Annotated in this window: 14 protein-coding genes and 1 tRNA gene; 7 read left to right on the top strand and 8 right to left on the bottom strand. The window is 53.1% G+C overall.

Features of this window, described 5'->3' with window-relative positions:
• Nucleotides 1–377: 377 nt before the first annotated feature.
• Complete coding sequence (gene dbpA, locus DK872_RS14935; protein ID WP_072438944.1) at nucleotides 378–1,748, top strand: ATP-dependent RNA helicase DbpA; 1,371 nt, start codon at nucleotides 378–380, stop codon at nucleotides 1,746–1,748.
• A 36-nt stretch (nucleotides 1,749–1,784) separates the two neighbouring features.
• Here dbpA and ttcA read toward each other — a convergent pair whose 3' ends face one another.
• Nucleotides 1,785–2,720, bottom strand: a complete 936-nt coding sequence (ttcA, locus tag DK872_RS14930) for a tRNA 2-thiocytidine(32) synthetase TtcA (RefSeq protein WP_071920873.1) — start codon at nucleotides 2,718–2,720, stop codon at nucleotides 1,785–1,787.
• A gap of 259 nt (nucleotides 2,721–2,979) precedes the next feature.
• Nucleotides 2,980–3,309 (bottom strand): hypothetical protein, encoded by a 330-nt coding sequence (locus DK872_RS28005; RefSeq protein ID WP_370520913.1) that lies wholly within the window; start codon nucleotides 3,307–3,309, stop codon nucleotides 2,980–2,982.
• Between DK872_RS28005 and DK872_RS14925 the strand changes: the two genes are divergently transcribed.
• Nucleotides 3,194–4,459, top strand: a complete 1,266-nt coding sequence (locus DK872_RS14925; RefSeq protein ID WP_370520912.1) for an AppA family phytase/histidine-type acid phosphatase — start codon at nucleotides 3,194–3,196, stop codon at nucleotides 4,457–4,459. The genes DK872_RS28005 and DK872_RS14925 overlap by 116 nt on opposite strands.
• A 97-nt stretch (nucleotides 4,460–4,556) precedes the next feature.
• Here the strand turns inward: DK872_RS14925 and DK872_RS14920 are convergent, their stop codons facing one another.
• The 3 genes from DK872_RS14920 to nifJ all read right to left on the bottom strand — a co-directional run bounded on the left by DK872_RS14920 (nucleotide 4,557) and on the right by nifJ (nucleotide 8,811).
• Nucleotides 4,557–4,883 carry an antibiotic biosynthesis monooxygenase gene (locus DK872_RS14920; RefSeq protein ID WP_007371978.1) on the bottom strand — a complete coding sequence of 109 codons (327 nt, stop codon included), beginning with the start codon at nucleotides 4,881–4,883 and terminating at the stop codon, nucleotides 4,557–4,559.
• A 69-nt stretch (nucleotides 4,884–4,952) separates the two neighbouring features.
• Nucleotides 4,953–5,165, bottom strand: a complete 213-nt coding sequence (locus DK872_RS14915; RefSeq protein WP_090396754.1) for a KTSC domain-containing protein — start codon at nucleotides 5,163–5,165, stop codon at nucleotides 4,953–4,955.
• Between the two features lie 121 nt (nucleotides 5,166–5,286).
• Nucleotides 5,287–8,811 (bottom strand): pyruvate:ferredoxin (flavodoxin) oxidoreductase, encoded by a 3,525-nt coding sequence (nifJ, locus tag DK872_RS14910; RefSeq protein WP_161518495.1) that lies wholly within the window; start codon nucleotides 8,809–8,811, stop codon nucleotides 5,287–5,289.
• 849 nt (nucleotides 8,812–9,660) lie between these two features.
• Here nifJ and cspA point away from each other — a divergent pair.
• From cspA to DK872_RS14895, 3 genes are all read left to right on the top strand, one after another.
• Nucleotides 9,661–9,873: an RNA chaperone/antiterminator CspA gene (gene cspA, locus DK872_RS14905; RefSeq protein WP_007371983.1), complete on the top strand. Its 213-nt coding sequence runs from the start codon at nucleotides 9,661–9,663 to the stop codon at nucleotides 9,871–9,873.
• Between the two features lie 14 nt (nucleotides 9,874–9,887).
• Nucleotides 9,888–9,965, top strand: a tRNA-OTHER gene (locus tag DK872_RS14900).
• A 990-nt stretch (nucleotides 9,966–10,955) separates the two neighbouring features.
• Nucleotides 10,956–11,222, top strand: coding sequence for a DUF333 domain-containing protein (locus tag DK872_RS14895; protein ID WP_007371984.1), 267 nt, complete (start codon nucleotides 10,956–10,958; stop codon nucleotides 11,220–11,222).
• Here the strand turns inward: DK872_RS14895 and hslJ are convergent.
• From hslJ to DK872_RS14880, 3 genes are all read right to left on the bottom strand, one after another.
• Entirely contained in the window at nucleotides 11,216–11,644 is a 429-nt protein-coding gene (gene hslJ, locus DK872_RS14890) for a heat shock protein HslJ (RefSeq protein WP_007371985.1), read from the bottom strand. The two genes, DK872_RS14895 and hslJ, sit on opposite strands and share 7 nt — an antisense overlap.
• Before the next feature lie 113 nt (nucleotides 11,645–11,757).
• Complete coding sequence (locus tag DK872_RS14885) at nucleotides 11,758–12,747, bottom strand: 2-hydroxyacid dehydrogenase (protein WP_161518494.1); 990 nt, start codon at nucleotides 12,745–12,747, stop codon at nucleotides 11,758–11,760.
• A gap of 135 nt (nucleotides 12,748–12,882) precedes the next feature.
• Nucleotides 12,883–13,068, bottom strand: a complete 186-nt coding sequence (locus tag DK872_RS14880; protein ID WP_007371987.1) for a hypothetical protein — start codon at nucleotides 13,066–13,068, stop codon at nucleotides 12,883–12,885.
• Between the two features lie 171 nt (nucleotides 13,069–13,239).
• On the opposite strand from DK872_RS14880, the gene DK872_RS14875 reads away from it, so the two are divergent.
• Nucleotides 13,240–15,879: a YdbH family protein gene (locus DK872_RS14875; protein ID WP_161518493.1), complete on the top strand. Its 2,640-nt coding sequence runs from the start codon at nucleotides 13,240–13,242 to the stop codon at nucleotides 15,877–15,879.
• Nucleotides 15,876–16,067, top strand: coding sequence for a YnbE family lipoprotein (locus DK872_RS14870; RefSeq protein WP_007371989.1), 192 nt, complete (start codon nucleotides 15,876–15,878; stop codon nucleotides 16,065–16,067). The genes DK872_RS14875 and DK872_RS14870 overlap by 4 nt, the downstream gene beginning before the upstream one ends.
• The last annotated feature ends 10 nt before the right edge of the window (nucleotides 16,068–16,077 follow it).

The following is a 16,077-nucleotide window of genomic DNA, read 5'->3' as shown; positions in this document are numbered from 1 at the left end:
TCGCAGGTGAATGCAACGTCAAGCGATGGGCGTTGCGCTCCATATTGTCTTACTTCCTTTTTTGAATTACTGCATAGCACAATTGATTCGTACGACGCCGACTTAATGAGTCGGCTTTTTTTTGCCTCTTTTTTACCTGCGACTACCCTTAACAAGATATCTCACGTAAAGGAGGCGATGATGAATACACGCAATTCCTCATATCCCAGCGATCCGGTTCCAACCGATCCGATCCCGATTCCCGATCCCATTCCACATCCGCAACCGATGCCGGACCCGCCGCCGGATGAAGAACCCATTAAGATGTCGCGTAAACAGGGCAGATCTGAGAGGATACGCGCCTGCTGATCTCAGCCCTTTTATCGCGAGACTTTATTGTGACCGCTTTTTCAACCTTAAATGCTTTGCCCGCCGCCCAGATCGAGAATCTTAACGATCTGGGCTATCTCTCTATGACTCCAGTCCAGGCCGCTGCGCTGCCTGCCATTCTCGCCGGAAAAGATGTCCGCGTGCAGGCAAAAACAGGCAGTGGCAAAACGGCGGCGTTTGGGCTGGGCTTATTGCAACATATTGATGCCAGCCGATTTCAGACGCAGTCATTGATTTTATGCCCGACGCGTGAGCTGGCCGATCAGGTCGCCAGCGAGTTACGCCGCCTGGCGCGCTATATGCCCAATATCAAAGTGCTGACTCTCTGCGGCGGCCAGCCATTTGGTGCGCAGCGCGATTCATTACAACATGCGCCGCACATTATTGTTGCCACGCCGGGGCGTTTGCTCGATCACCTGCAAAAAAACACCGTTACCCTGGATAACCTGCAAACGCTGGTCATGGACGAAGCCGATCGCATGCTCGACATGGGATTCAGCGAGGCGATTGATGACGTTATCCGTTTTGCGCCTGCCTCACGGCAGACCCTGCTGTTTTCAGCCACCTGGCCGGAAGCGATTGCCGCCATCAGTGGCCGCGTCCAGCGCGACCCGGAAACCATTGAAATCGATAGCGTCGATGCGCTGCCCGCCGTTGAACAGCAGTTCTTCGAGGTTTCCCGTCAGGGCAAAGCCGCACTGTTGCAAAAGCTCTTAAGCGAGCACCGTCCGGCTTCCTGTGTGGTGTTCTGTAATACCAAAAAAGATTGTCAGGAAGTGTGCGATGCGCTGAACGGCGCGGGGCAGAACGCACTGGCGCTGCATGGCGATCTGGAGCAGCGCGACCGCGATCAAACACTGGTGCGTTTTGCCAACGGTAGCGCGCGCGTGCTGGTGGCGACCGATGTCGCTGCGCGTGGTCTCGACATTAAGTCGCTCGAGCTGGTGGTGAACTACGAACTGGCATGGGATCCGGAAGTGCACGTACACCGTATCGGACGTACTGCGCGCGCGGGTAATAGCGGCCTGGCAATCAGTTTCTGTGCGCCGGAAGAGGCACAGCGCGCCAATATTCTCGCGGAAATGCTGCAACTGAAGCTGAACTGGTGCAACGCACCAGCTAACGTCAAAGTGGTGCCGCTGGAAGCGGAAATGGCCACGCTGTGCATTGATGGCGGTAAAAAAGCCAAAATGCGTCCCGGCGATGTGCTGGGCGCGCTGACCGGCGATATGGGGCTGGATGGCGCGGACATTGGTAAAATCACCGTGCATCCGGCGCATGTTTATGTGGCTGTTCGCCAGAGTGTGGCGCGTCAGGCGTGGAAGCAGTTGCAGAACGGGAAGATTAAAGGCAAGAGCTGCCGCGTACGGCTGTTGTAAAACCAGCCTCTCTGCACGCAGCAGAGAGGCTGGGATTTATTTCACTTCAATGACGTTAAGACGCAGTTCATCGAGCTGCGCGTCATCCTCTTCCGGCTGCCAGCCAGCCGGTTGCAACGGGATCTCTTCGCGGTCAAACGCCAGGTCGCCGCCGTTGACCACTTCCGAACCATGCGTAATACCTTTGAAATCAAACAGATTGACGTCACTGAGATGCGACGGCACCACGTTCTGCATGGCGCTGAACATGGTTTCGATGCGCCCTGGATAACGTTTGTCCCAGTCACGCAGCATATCGGCAATCACCTGGCGTTGCAGGTTCGGCTGCGAACCACACAGGTTGCACGGAATGATCGGGAAACCTTTCGCTTCTGAGAAACGCTCAATATCTTTTTCGCGGCAGTAAGCCAGCGGGCGGATCACAATGTGTTTGCCGTCATCGCTCATCAGCTTCGGCGGCATGCCCTTCATTTTCCCGCCATAGAACATATTCAAAAACAGCGTTTGCAGAATGTCATCGCGGTGGTGGCCAAGGGCAATCTTGGTCGCACCCAGTTCGCTCGCCGTACGGTAGAGGATCCCGCGACGCAGGCGGGAACAGAGAGAACAGGTGGTTTTGCCTTCCGGGATCTTCTCTTTCACGATGCCGTAAGTATTCTCTTCCACGATTTTGTACTCAACGCCGAGCGCATCCAGATACTGCGGCAGAATATGTTCCGGGAAGCCCGGTTGCTTCTGATCGAGATTGACCGCCACCAGCGAAAAATTGACCGGCGCGCTTTGTTGCAGGTTGCGCAGAATTTCCAGCATCGTGTAGCTGTCTTTGCCGCCGGAAAGGCAGACCATGATGCGGTCGCCTTCTTCAATCATGTTGAAGTCGGCAATGGCTTCGCCGACGTTACGGCGCAGACGTTTTTGCAGTTTGTTCAGGTTGTACTGCTCTTTCTTTGTAATCTCTTGTTTCTCGGTCATTATTTCTTTTCTCTGGATGCGTCGGGAGCACGACGTGGGCAAACCAAATCCGCAAGGGACAGCCGATTATTCCCTGTGACAGTGCGATTCTGGTTCATTACCTCTGTCCATGCGCCATAAGCCATTTGCGCGTTTTTATGCCCCTTCAGGCTGGCAATAAAATACAGATTAGCGCCGGCACTCAAAAGTCAGCAGGCAAAAGTATGCGCGTATGGTACGGATTCCGGCGACGAATGCCAGCGCGTTTTACGAGCGCATTTCATCTTGCCCCTGCAAAGGATAAAGAATAGTGTGGTTTTCGTTCGCTTTTGCGCATTCGCTGAATATAAACATCATGCATTTTACCGTCTTCTGTCCGTAGGATCTTCCTCAAACCTGTATCGCCTGGTAGGGAGAAATATCCTGTTATCTCTATAACAGCAAGGGAGATGTAAGCAATGAACACCTTGATTGTTCGTTTCATTTTTTTAACGCTGATATTCGGTTCGGTTCCAGCGCTTGCTTCGGGAAAGAGCGAAATGAAGCTGGAACGCGTGGTCATTCTCAGCCGCCATGGCGTAAGGGCACCGACAAAATCCACCGCGCTCATGCAAGCCGTCACACCTTATCAGTGGCCACAATGGGACGTGCCTTTAGGCTGGCTGACGCCGCGTGGAGGGCAGCTTATTTCTGAGTTGGGGAAGTATCAGCGTTTGCGGCTGGCGGAGAAAGGTCTGCAAGGCGATAAAACGTGTCCGTTTGCGCAGGTCGCTGTCGTTGCCGATACGGATCAACGAACGCGTAAAACAGGTGAAGCATTTCTTGCCGGGTTTGCGCCAGAATGCCATATCCCGGTGCACTATCAACAACAGCAAACCCGAACAGATCCTGTTTTTAACCCCATAAAAGCGGGTAAATGTTCATTCAACCCTGTAAAAGTGAAAGAGGCGATTCTGAACCAGGCCGGAGGCGATATCGGGCACTACGCGCAACGATACCAACCAGCCTTTCAGACTCTGGAAAAGGTTTTAAATTTCTCTCAGTCAGAAAAATGCAAAGCAACCGGGCAGAATAATGGCTGCTCATTAACCCAGGTCTTACCCACGAAACTCAACGCCACTCCGGATAATGTTTCGTTAACCGGCGCATGGGGGCTTTCTTCAATGCTGACAGAGATATTCCTGCTCCAGCAGGCTCAGGGTATGCCACAAGTGGCCTGGGGACGGATAGCGGGGGAGAAAGAATGGGGCGAGTTATTAAGTCTGCACAACGCGCAGTTTGACCTTTTGCAAAAAACGCCAGAAGTGGCACGTAGCAAGGCAACGCCCTTACTCGATTTGATTCGCACTGCGCTGGTAACGAAAGGGTCAGCCGAAAATAGCTATGGCATTAACTTGCCGGTTTCTTTGTTATTTATTGCCGGGCACGATACCAATCTGGCCAATATCAGCGGGGCATTAGGTATTAACTGGTTGCTCCCCGCTCAGCCCGATAATACTCCGCCGGGCGGTGAGCTGGTTTTCGAAAGATGGAAGCGGCTCAGTGATAATAGCGACTGGATTCAGGTTTCGTTCGTTTATCAGACATTGCAGGAGATGCGGGAAATGCGGGAAATGCAGCCTTTATCGCTGGAAAATCCACCCGGACAAGTGGATCTGAAGCTCACGGCATGCAACGAAAAAAATGCGCAGGGAATGTGTTCGCTGGCAAGTTTTTCAGCGCTGATTGAATCAGTGCGTGTACCTGCTTGCGGTTTATAAACAAGCGTCTGTTAGCGAAAAATATTCTCACCGTACATGCCCGGAACTCCGGCAGTTTTTCACTCCGGGCATGTTTCCAGGCAGTAAAATCGATGGATTATTCCTGTGGCGCAGCAAACGAATACTCTTTTTCAACCCGGCAGATGCGCGTGGTGAAGGAGTGATACCACTTTTCCCGTCCGGTTTTCTGCGCTATCGCGTGCTCAGCGTTTGCTTTCCAGTTTTTAATCGCGTCAAGTGATTCCCAGTATGAGACGGTAATTCCCACTTCCTCACGCGCGGAATCGACACCGAGAAAACCCGGCTGATTAATCGCCAGTTCCATCATACGATCGGACATTGCGCCATAACCGTCATCAACCGCTGTGCGCACGGAGGTAAAAATCACGGCGTAATAGGGCGTGGAAGGACTGTTTTTTGACATTGCGGTTTCCGTTATAAGAGTGAAAAAACTTATCCTGACAGATTATAAGAACGGCGGGCAGCTACCTGTTCAGGCGACTTTTTTTTCGGGGAATTTTCCTTTGACCACGCCATCGTAAAAGCGGCCTTTCGAGACAACGGTCAGAAAAACCGTGAAGATCCGCTCCGGAACGTTCTGATACTGATAAATGCTTTTATCGTGAAAACAGATTTCGAGCGTGAGGCTGCGGCTGTCATAACCAATGGAATAAATGCGTGATGAGGTTACGGGATGATGTCGCATGCTGTTCGCTCCTTGCTGCCCGGGAAAACTGATTATTAACGCAGCTTGCGGATGGTGTCATGCGAAATCCGTGCGTTAAAAAAGCCACCGGCGTTAACCGGTGGCTTTTTAGGCAGCTCGTTTACTCGGTCGGGCTTTTCTCTGCTTTTCCGGCCAGTTGCGCGAGGAAATCATAGCGTTTTTGCAGGTCGGCGGCGGCATCTTTCCACAGTTGCTCTGCCACTTCCGGCTGCTGCGCATTCAGACGACGGAAACGCTGCTCATTGAGCAGCGTTTCCGCCAGCGCGTCAGATGGCGGACGTGAATCCAGCGCCAGCGGGATTTTGCCTTCCTCTTCGCGGCGTGGATCGTAACGATAGAGCGGCCAGAAGCCGGTGGCGGTCAACTGACGCATCTGATCGTGGCTCAGCGCCAGGTCGTAACCGTGCTCTTCGCATGGGCTGTAAGCGATGATCAGCGATGGCCCCGGATAGGATTCCGCTTCCTGAATAGCTTTCACGGTCTGGTTCAACTGTGCGCCAAGGGAAATCTGCGCCACATAAACATGTCCGTACATCATCATGCTGACACCCAGATCCTTGCGCGCTTTACGTTTACCGTGTTCGCCAAATTTGGTCACCGCACCCAGCGGTGTGGCTTTTGATGCCTGGCCGCCGGTGTTGGAGTAGCACTGGGTATCAAGCACCAGAATATTGACGTTTTCGGTCAGACTCATCACATGATCCAGCCCGCCGAAACCAATGTCATAGGCCCAGCCATCGCCGCCAATCAGCCAGATCGATTTCTCAACCAGCGCATCGGCATCGGTCAGAAGTTGCTGTGCACCTTCAACATTGGCCAGCGCGTTACGCAGTTCAGCAACCTGTGCACGGCGAACGTCCGGCGAGGCCTCCTGCTGAAGTGCGGCAAGCAGTTCCGCCGGAATATGGTCGGCAAATTGATTCACCAGACGCATCACACGCTGACGGTGCTGATCGACGCTGAGACGGAAGCCGAGGCCAAACTCGGCGTTATCCTCAAACAGCGAGTTCGCCCACGCCGGACCGCGCCCGTTGGCGTCTGTGGTATACGGCGTTGAAGGCAGATTACCGCCGTAAATGGATGAGCACCCGGTAGCGTTGGCAATCATCATCCGGTCGCCATACAACTGGGTCAGGAGTTTGATGTACGGCGTTTCACCGCAGCCGGAACAGGCCCCGGAATATTCAAACAGCGGGGTGATCAGTTGGGAAGTACGGATATCAATGCGTTCCAGCGTGCTGCGGTCGATCTCCGGCAGGCCAAGGAAGAAGTCATAATTCACTTTCTCTTCTTCCACATGTTCAAGGCGCGACATCATATTGATGGCCTTGATGTCCGGGTTCTGACGATCTTTCGCCGGGCAGACCTCAACACACAGATTACAGCCGGTGCAATCCTCCGGCGCGACCTGCAAGACATATTTCTGACCCCGCATATCGCGCGATTTCACGTCCAGTGAATGGAGCGTATCGGGAGCCTCTTCCATCGCTGCCGGAGAAACCACTTTCGCGCGGATTGCCGAATGCGGGCAGGCGGCGACACAGTGGTTACACTGGGTACAGAGATATTCTTTCCAGATGGGGATTTCTTCCGCGATATTGCGTTTCTCCCAGCGGGTGGTGCCGACCGGCCAGGTGCCGTCCGGCGGCAGGGCTGAGACCGGCAGCGCATCGCCAAGGCCCGCCAGCATAGCGGCGGTGACGGTTTTGACAAAATCCGGCGCCGCATCGGAAACCACCGGCGGGCGGTGTGCACTCAGCGGGTTGACAGGCTCCAGCGGTACTTCGAACAGTGATTCGCGTGCCAGCGCCAGTGCCTGCCAGTTGCGCTCAACCAGCTCCTGACCTTTGCTACTGTAGCTTTTGGCGATCGCGCCCTGCAATTCAGCCAGCGCGCTGTCGCCCGGCAATATATTTGTCAGATGGAAGAACGCCATCTGCATAACGGTGTTAATACGTGCGCCGAGGCTGCATTCGCGGGCGATTTTCGCCGCGTTGACCACGAAGAAACGGGCTTTTTTCTGATTCAGCACCGCCTGAACTTCCTGCGGCAGCCGCGACCACACTTCCTCTGCGCTGTAGGGCGTATTGAGCAGGAAAATACCGCCCGGCTTCAGCCGTTCGGCCATTTGGTATTTATCGATAAACTGCAACTGATGGCAACCGACAAAATCCGCCTGCGAAACCAAATAGGCGGAGTTTATTGGTCTTTCGCTGACGCGCAAATGCGAAACCGTCAGGCCGCCCGCTTTTTTCGAGTCATAGACAAAATAACCCTGCGCATACCACGGCGTGGAGTTACCAATAATCTTGATATTGTTTTTGGTCGCCGAGACGCTGCCATCGCTGCCCAGCCCGTAAAATAGCGCTTCCAGTTTCGCGTGCGATGGCAGGGTGTTTTCCGGCAGCGGCAGCGAGAGATTGGTAACGTCGTCGTAGATCCCGACGGTAAAACGCGGTCTGGGCTTTGCCGCGCGCAGCTCGTTAAACACCGCCAGCACGCATTCCGGGCCAAACTCTTTGGAGGATAAACCATAGCGCCCGCCAATCACTCGCGGCAGGGTTTCGCGTTCACCGTGATTAAAGGCTTCCGCCAGCGCGGTCATCACATCAAGATAAAGTGGTTCCGCCAGCGCGCCTGGTTCTTTGGTGCGATCGAGCACAGCGACAGTACGCGCGCTTTCCGGCAAGACCGCCAGCAGATGCGCGGCGCTAAACGGGCGATAGAGGCGAACTTTCAGCACGCCGACTTTCTCACCCCGCGTCAGCAACTCATCAACCACCTCTTCGCAGGTACCTATTGCTGAACCCATCAGTACAATTACGCGATCGGCCTGCGGATGTCCGTAGTATTCGAACGGCTTGTAGCTGCGGCCGGTGGCTTCGGCAAAATCGTTCATTGCCTGTTCGACGTGAGCGTAAACCGCGTTGTACCACGGGTTGGTCGCCTCGCGGGACTGGAAGTAAGTATCCGGGTTAGCCGATGTGCCGCGAATGACCGGATGCTCCGGGTTCAACGCACGGGCGCGATGGTCGTCAATCTCCTGTTGTGGTAGCAGATTGCGGATAGTGTCGTCCGCCAGCGGCGTAATCTTGTTGATTTCGTGCGAGGTACGGAAACCATCAAAAAAGTGAATGAACGGCACGCGGCTTTTCAGCGTGGCAATATGCGAAATCAGCGCAAAATCCTGCGCTTCCTGCACGCTACCCGCAGCGAGCATGGCGCAGCCAGTCTGGCGCACCGCCATCACATCGGAGTGATCGCCAAAAATGGAGAGGGCATGGGTAGCCACTGTACGTGCTGCGACGTGCAGTACAAAGGGCGTCAGTTGCCCGGCCAGTTTGTACAGCGTCGGGATCATCAGCAGCAGCCCCTGCGATGAGGTAAATGAGGTTGAGAGTGCCCCGGTTTGCAGTGCGCCGTGGACAGCTGCAATAGCCCCGGCTTCCGACTGCATTTCAACAACGCGGGGCGTGTCGCCCCAGACATTCTTCAGACCGTTACCGGCCCAGGCATCAGCCTGCTCAGCCATCGTTGAACTGGGCGTTATGGGATATATGGCGATAACTTCACTGGTACGAAAGGCCACCGAGGCCACGGCGCCATTACCGTCAATCGTGATCATATGAATGCTCTCATTACTTAATTATATTCAGTATAAACAGCCAGCGAAGATAGATATTTGATCTGATGTGCCTGGCCGGTATTTAGCATGTGAATGAATTCGTTGCGTTCTGTCAGATCGGGCTCAGGTGTTGCTTTTTTCATCAGCCTGTGCGTTCTGAACGATTTTTTATTTTATTTTTTAATGCATTGCACTCCATCAACCGCTTCCTTCGAACAGAAAGCGTATCAGGCATGTTTCTGGTAACCGATTCACAGCTACGTCGCGCTATCGTGGAAAAATACACTGAAATGCAGCCAGTTATTTTCCCGTAAGTAGCACTCATTGACTTTGCTGGTGCTAATCCTGCGTAAAACGTCCTGTAACTCTGGCGCAAAGGTGGGGGAATCGCCAGCCAACCCTGCCCGCGAACGCACGGTTGTGCCGACGCGAGCGGGGCGCGGGTCAACAGGCACTTGCAGGAGGAAACATTCATACAGCGCGTTTACAGGACGTGACAAGATAGCAGCATAGTGTTGGATTTTAGTGCCATGATGCCTGGCATATTTGATAAAATCGCCTGGGTTTGCTCTAACATTGGACGTCATTTTACTAATAATACCAATTGCCTGACATCTCGCGTCGTGGGTCATCAATCTAAAATAAAGCTTGCTATAAGTTGGTATATGTGTGACTAATGAGTGGTAGGTTTGTTCCACAGATGTAATAAAGCGGTTTAGTAAAGCAGTCCTCATCACAAGTGTTATCTGTAGATAATTCTTCTTTTTGAGCCTCCTTATCGTTAATAATTTAATTCTGTGCGAAAACCCTTTTTCGCCGAAAGGCTCTATGTATATTGAGGAAATATTTATGTCTAACAAAATGACTGGTTTAGTAAAATGGTTTAATGAGTCCAAAGGGTTTGGTTTCATCACGCCTGACAATGGCAGCAAAGACGTATTCGTGCATTTTTCGGCTATCCAGAGCGGCGGTTTTAAAACGCTGAATGAAGGTCAGAAAGTAGAATTCACGATTGAAGATGGGCAAAAAGGCCCGTCAGCCGGGAATGTTTCCGCAATATAAATAGCATTCCCGGTCCGCTATTAGCTCAGCACGGTTAGAGCGTTGCTTTATTTACAGAAAGCAGAGTCGGGGTTTGAGTCCTCGATAGCGGCCCGATTTTAACAAGATAACCCTGCCTCTCTGGCGGGGTTATTTATTTTCAGTATTGGTAACCTCTGTTTGCATTGCTCCTGCTTCCGGTTTTCTTTATTTAAGAATTCCCCCTCGGAAACTGACAAAACAACTTTTCAACATGTGTTCCCTTGTATGCGCTGTTGCACCGCACCGCTGATGTAAATCAAAAATAAGAGCAAAATAAAAGAAGAAATAGCGGAGTTACGTTCTGTCGGCCAATCGTGTAAGCAACAATTTCGCTTCGAAGTACACATAGTCATGAACGTTAATAATGTGAAGCATCTGGTAGTACATCCTGCGAATTTATTATTGCATTTCAACCCACGTAATTTTTCATAGCTTCCTGGATACGTTTAAGTATCGCATACAGCATTTTACTTTCATTACGCCACTATGTTTTCGAATGCCAACAACATACGGGTTATGAATGATGGGTAAGACGTTGAGAACTGCATGGTTTCTACTGTTTCTGTCATTTTGTTCAGTTGCAGGCTATGCAGGTTCTTCTCCTGCCTTGCTTCACGGGCAAAAAAGTAGCTACGTTCGACATTCGTCAGGAGAGGGGGATATTGCTGAGAACCCTGATGAGCACGTCCGGGAATCGACTGAGCAATTCTTCCGCAGGATCCAAAGTTGAATTCTTCCTGTTTATAAAAAACACGTTATCAGCAACCTGCTCACCGGGCAGGTTTTTTTATTTCAGGCTGCGGGGATCCACTTCATGAATTCTTACAACCGGAGCCGATACCACCGCCATCAAGGAGCCAGCCCGTAGTGCTTCGAAAAGGGCGTACCGTGAGGACAGAAAATCTCTGGTGAAGTGTGGGCAAGCCAGTTATTACCTGCTTCAGGTGATAAAAACGCAAAAAAATGTTTCTGCGGTGCATAAAGATGACTTTCAGCTCTCGACGTATTGCGCTGTGCTGCCTATTATGCTTGGGTTTCGCTTTAATAAAGGGAGAGAAGAGATGCGTTCTGCGTTTTGGGTGGGGTGCGCCGTTTTATTATTGTCGGCATGCAGTAGTGAACCTGTGCAACAGGCTACGGCTGCTCACGTTGTGCCAGGCATAAAGGCCGCGATGTCTAACAGCGGTCAGGCAAATTGTGCAATGATTGGCGGATCGTTATCTGTCGCGCGTCAGCTTGACGGTTCGATGGTGGGAATGTGTGCATTGCCGAATGGCAAACGCTGTAGCGAACAGTCGCTTGCCACCGGAAGCTGCGGTAATTATTGAGCGTTATTCGCGCGGGTATAAATCAACGTCTGCGAAGCGGTTGCCAGCGTTAACTGGTCGCCGGTCAAATCGATCTGCGCGCCGTCACTCAGCATACCCTGAATAGTATGATCCAGCTCGTTACGCTGCGGATCTGCGCACATCATCATGGTCATGCCCATGTGCTTCACGGTTAATGCGCCGTCAGAAAGTTTGCCCTGGCCCATAAAGCCGTTGCACATTTTGCCTGAGACGCGCAGATCCTTGTCGAAACGGATTTCCGGAGCCGGGCTCTGGTCTGATGTCGTCAGTGCTTTGCCGTTAAAGGTAGTCAGTACAAAACGCTGGTTAGCCAACTGTTCCGGTTTAAGGGTATCAGTGCGGGAACTGACACAGGCGGAAAGCGCAATGCTCAGCGCAATTAAAGGGATAATTTTTTTCATCTCTTCCTCTAAGAATTTTCCATTCAGGGCGGGGATTTTAACAGGGTTAGCCTGGGTGTCACTGGCCGTTAATCTTAAAACGGCTCCCCTGGCCGGGGAACCGCACAAACCGCTTAGAACAGCGCGTTCGGGCAACTTTCACCGTCACGTAACTGGCGCAGGTTTTCCAGCGTGGTCTCAGAAATGCTGGTCAACGCCTCGGCGGTCAGAAATGCCTGGTGGCCGGTGAACAGCACGTTATGGCATGCCGACAGGCGACGGAACACATCGTCCTGAATCACATCATTGGATTTGTCTTCAAAGAACAGATCGCGTTCGTTTTCATACACGTCCATGCCGAGCGCGCCAATTTTCTGTGTCTTCAGCGCATCAATCGCCGCCTGTGAATCGATCAAACCGCCACGGCTGGTATTGATGATCATCACGCCGTCTTTCATGCGTTCAAACGCGGTACGGTTCAGCAAATGGAAGTTTTCCGGCGTCAGCGGACAGTGCAGGGAGATAACGTCGGCCTGGGAAAACAGCGTATCAAGATCCACATACTCTACGCCCAGTTCCAGCGCAGCCGCGCTCGGGTAGGGATCAAACGCCAGCAGGCGCATACCGAACCCCTTCAGGATACGCAGCGCCGCAACGCCGATTTTGCCGGTACCAATCACGCCAGCCGTTTTACCGTACATCGTAAAGCCGGTCAGACCTTCGAGCGAGAAGTTGGCGTCACGAGTGCGCTGATAAGCACGGTGAATACGACGGTTGAGTGTCATCATCATGCCAATCGCATGTTCCGCCACCGCTTCCGGTGAGTAGGCAGGCACACGCACCACCTGCAGCCCAAGCTCTTTGGCCGCATCAAGATCGACGTTATTGAACCCGGCACAGCGCAGCGCGATAAATTTCACGCCCAGCTTTTTCAACTCTTCCAGCACCGGGCGGCTACCGTCATCATTGACGAAAATACAGACCCCTTCACAGCCGTTGGCGGTTTTGGCGGTCTTCTCCGTTAACAAAAAGTCGAAAAATTCAAGATCGTAGCCATAATGCTCGTTTACCTGCTGCATATACTTTTTATCGTATTGCTTTGTGCTATATATCGCGAGTTTCATAAGGCTTTCTCCAACGGTTTCCTGCCTACATTATCACTGTTTAAAATTATTATGTAAACCTTCAAATTTTATTGATAATCATAGGCCTGATGAATGTGTCTACTCTCAGTATAACTGCCTGCACTGCCGACAGTATTAGCGCAGTTGCTTGAGAGTGCTGTTAGCGCTCCAGTTAATGATGAAGGCCAGCAGCACGCTGATAACCCATGGGATTTTCGAGTCGTGAAACACATTTGCACTGAGATAATCACCAAACGTGAAACAGGTGAAAATAGTGGCGCCCGCGAACCAACCGCGGATCAGAGAACCTTTAGTGAACATTCCTTAAACCTATAGCGTAATGATTTCGCAGCAATATCGTCCTCTGCTACTGAAAATGCAACAGCCAGACTATGATTAAAGCGGCTCGCGCTTTTAACAGGGCGGTTAAACATGTCACAATATCCGGCAGAATTGGCTTAATCACACGATAAATCAGGATATTAGCTACCCATGAAGGGTAAATACAAAGCCGCCATCGCACTGGTTTTATTATTTATACTGCTGCCGCTAACGTTACTGATGACGCTGGCGCAATGGGTGCCGACCCTTGCCGGGATCTGGCTGCCTGCCGGTACGCGCATCGCAATGGAAGAGCGTCCGCGCTTTACCCGGCATTCACTGAAAATTCCCGATCTGCGCTACTGGGTTGACGATTGCCAACTGGCGTGGCTCCAGAACGCTGAGCTTACCCATCCCAGCCGCTGGCAATTACACGCGGGCGCATTGACGATCAATAGCGCCTGTCTCAATAAGCTGCCAGCAAACGACACGCCATCAACCGCGCCGCGAACGCTGAGCGAATGGCAAGCGATGCTGCCTTACACCTGGCTTACGGTGGATCGGTTAACCATTTCGCCGTGGCAATCATGGGGCGGCAAACTGTCGCTGGCGTTGACACCTCAAATTCAGCAACTGAGTTACAACGGTGAGCGCGTGCAGCTTGAGGCCCGTCTGCACGGGCAGGCGCTGAGCGTTAACCGACTCGCGCTGCAGCTGTTTGATAACCAGCCGCCATTCACGCTTGGCGGTGAATTTACGCTGCCCGCCGTCCCGGATGGATGGCCCGTCAATGGTCATATGCAAAGCACGCTTACTCTGCCACAGCAACCCGGTCTGGTGGATGTTGATATGGAGTGGCGCGATAACGAAGGGCAGACGATTGTTATGTCGCGCGACAGCAGCGATCCGCTGCTCGACTTACCCTGGCAGGTGACCGGCGAGCAGCTCGCCATCAGCGATGGCCGCTGGAACTGGCCATATGCCGGTTTTCCGCTGAGCGGTCGCGTAGGGCTGAAGATCGACAACTGGCAGCAGGGGCTGGATAAGGCGCAGATAAGCGGTCGGCTGAACGTGCTGACGCAGGGGGAAGCCGGTAAAGGCAATGCCGTGCTGACGATTGGTCCGGGTCGGCTAAGCATGACCGACAACGCCATGCCGCTGCAACTGACCGGCGAAGCGAAGCAGGGCGATCTGGTGTTTTACGCCGTATTACCGGCGCAACTGAGCGGCAGCTTTGATGAACCGCAACTGGCCTTTACGCCCGGCGCGCTGCTGCGTTCGCGCGGACGGGTGATCGATTCACTGAATATTGATGAGGTGCGCTGGCCGCTGGCGGGCGTAAAACTGACCCGGCAGGGCATCGATGGCCGTTTGCAGGCGATTCTTCGTGCGCACGAGAATGTGATGGGCGATTTTCGCCTGCATCTCGACGGGCAGGCGCAGAATTTTTTGCCAGATAATGGCGAGTGGCGCTGGCGTTACTGGGGGGATGGCAATTTTACGCCGATGAACGCGCGCTGGGACGTTGCCGGTCGCGGCGAGTGGCAGGACAACACCATCACGCTGACCGATCTTTCAACCGGTTTTGATCAACTTCAGTACGGCACCATGCAAATCAGTACGCCCCGGCTGGTGCTGGATGAACCGGTGAAATGGGTGCGGGATGAGGAGAAGCCACAGTTCAGCGGCGCACTGACGCTGGATGCCGGGCAAACGACCTTTAGCGGCGGTAGCCATTTGCCCGCCTCGCAACTCAAGTTCAGCGTTGACGGCGCCAATCCCACCGATTTTCAGTTTAAAGGCGCCCTGAGTGCCAATGCTATCGGCCCTGTGCAGGTGAATGGCCGCTGGGATGGCGAAAGATTGCGCGGGCAGGCCTGGTGGCCGCGTCAGTCGCTCAGTGTTTTCCAGCCGTTGATCCCGCCAGACTGGAAGATGAAGCTGCTCAATGGCTCGCTCTACGCTCAGGTGGCGTTTTCTGCGGCGGCCGGGCAAGGTTTTGAAGCCGGTGGGCACGGCGTGCTGAAAAGCGGCAGCGTCTGGACGCCGGATAATGAAATCAGCGGTGTCGATTTTGTATTGCCTTTCCGCTACCGCAATGCTGCCTGGCAACTGGGTACCCGCAGGCCGGTATCGCTGCGCATTGGCGAAATTGTTAACCAGGTGACAGCCAAAAATATCACCGCTGATTTGCAGGGGGCCTGGCCGTGGAGCGAAGAAAACCCGCTCATTCTGAGCGATGTCAGCGTCGATATGCTCGGCGGTAAAGTGACCATGCAGCAACTGCGCATGCCGCAGCACGATCCGGCACTGGTGCGCATTAATCATATTTCATCCAGCGAGCTGGTCAGCGCGGTCAATCCGAAGCAGTTTGCGCTTTCCGGGCCTTTTGACGGCGCGCTGCCGCTGTGGCTGGATAATCCGCAATGGATAATTAAGGACGGCTGGCTGCACAACCCGGGTCCGATGACGTTGCGTATCGACAAAGATACCGCGGATGCGGTGGTGAACGACAACATGGCGGCAGGCGCGGCTATCAACTGGTTGCGCTATATGGAAATTTCCCGTTCCTGGACAAAGATAGATCTGGATAATCTTGGCGTGTTAAAAATGCAGGCTACCATTCGCGGCACCAGCTATGTTGAAGGCAAGAGCAGCACCGTGAATTTGAACTATACCCATGAGGAAAACGTCTTTACCTTATGGCGCAGTTTACGTTTTGGCGACAATTTGCAGTCATGGCTTGAGCAACATGCCGCGCTTCCCCAGGCGCGCTGTGCGAAGGGCGAAAAGTGTGAGGAAAAACAATGAAAACCCCGATAGCCGTGCCGGTGCTGGCAATAACTACCTTGCTGGCTGGCTGTACGCCGCGCATCGAGGTGGCGGCGCCAAAAGAGCCGATCACCATCAATATGAATGTGAAGATCGAGCATGAAATCCACATCAAAGTGGATAAAGATGTCGAAACTCTGCTGAAATCGCGCAGCGATCTGTTCTGAGGCCATCATG

The organism is Kosakonia sp. MH5, assembly GCF_009935945.1.
Classification (GTDB): Bacteria; Pseudomonadota; Gammaproteobacteria; order Enterobacterales; family Enterobacteriaceae; genus Kosakonia; species Kosakonia radicincitans.
Note: the sequence above shows the minus strand (reverse complement) of the source record. Positions and strands in the feature narration are given on the sequence as shown.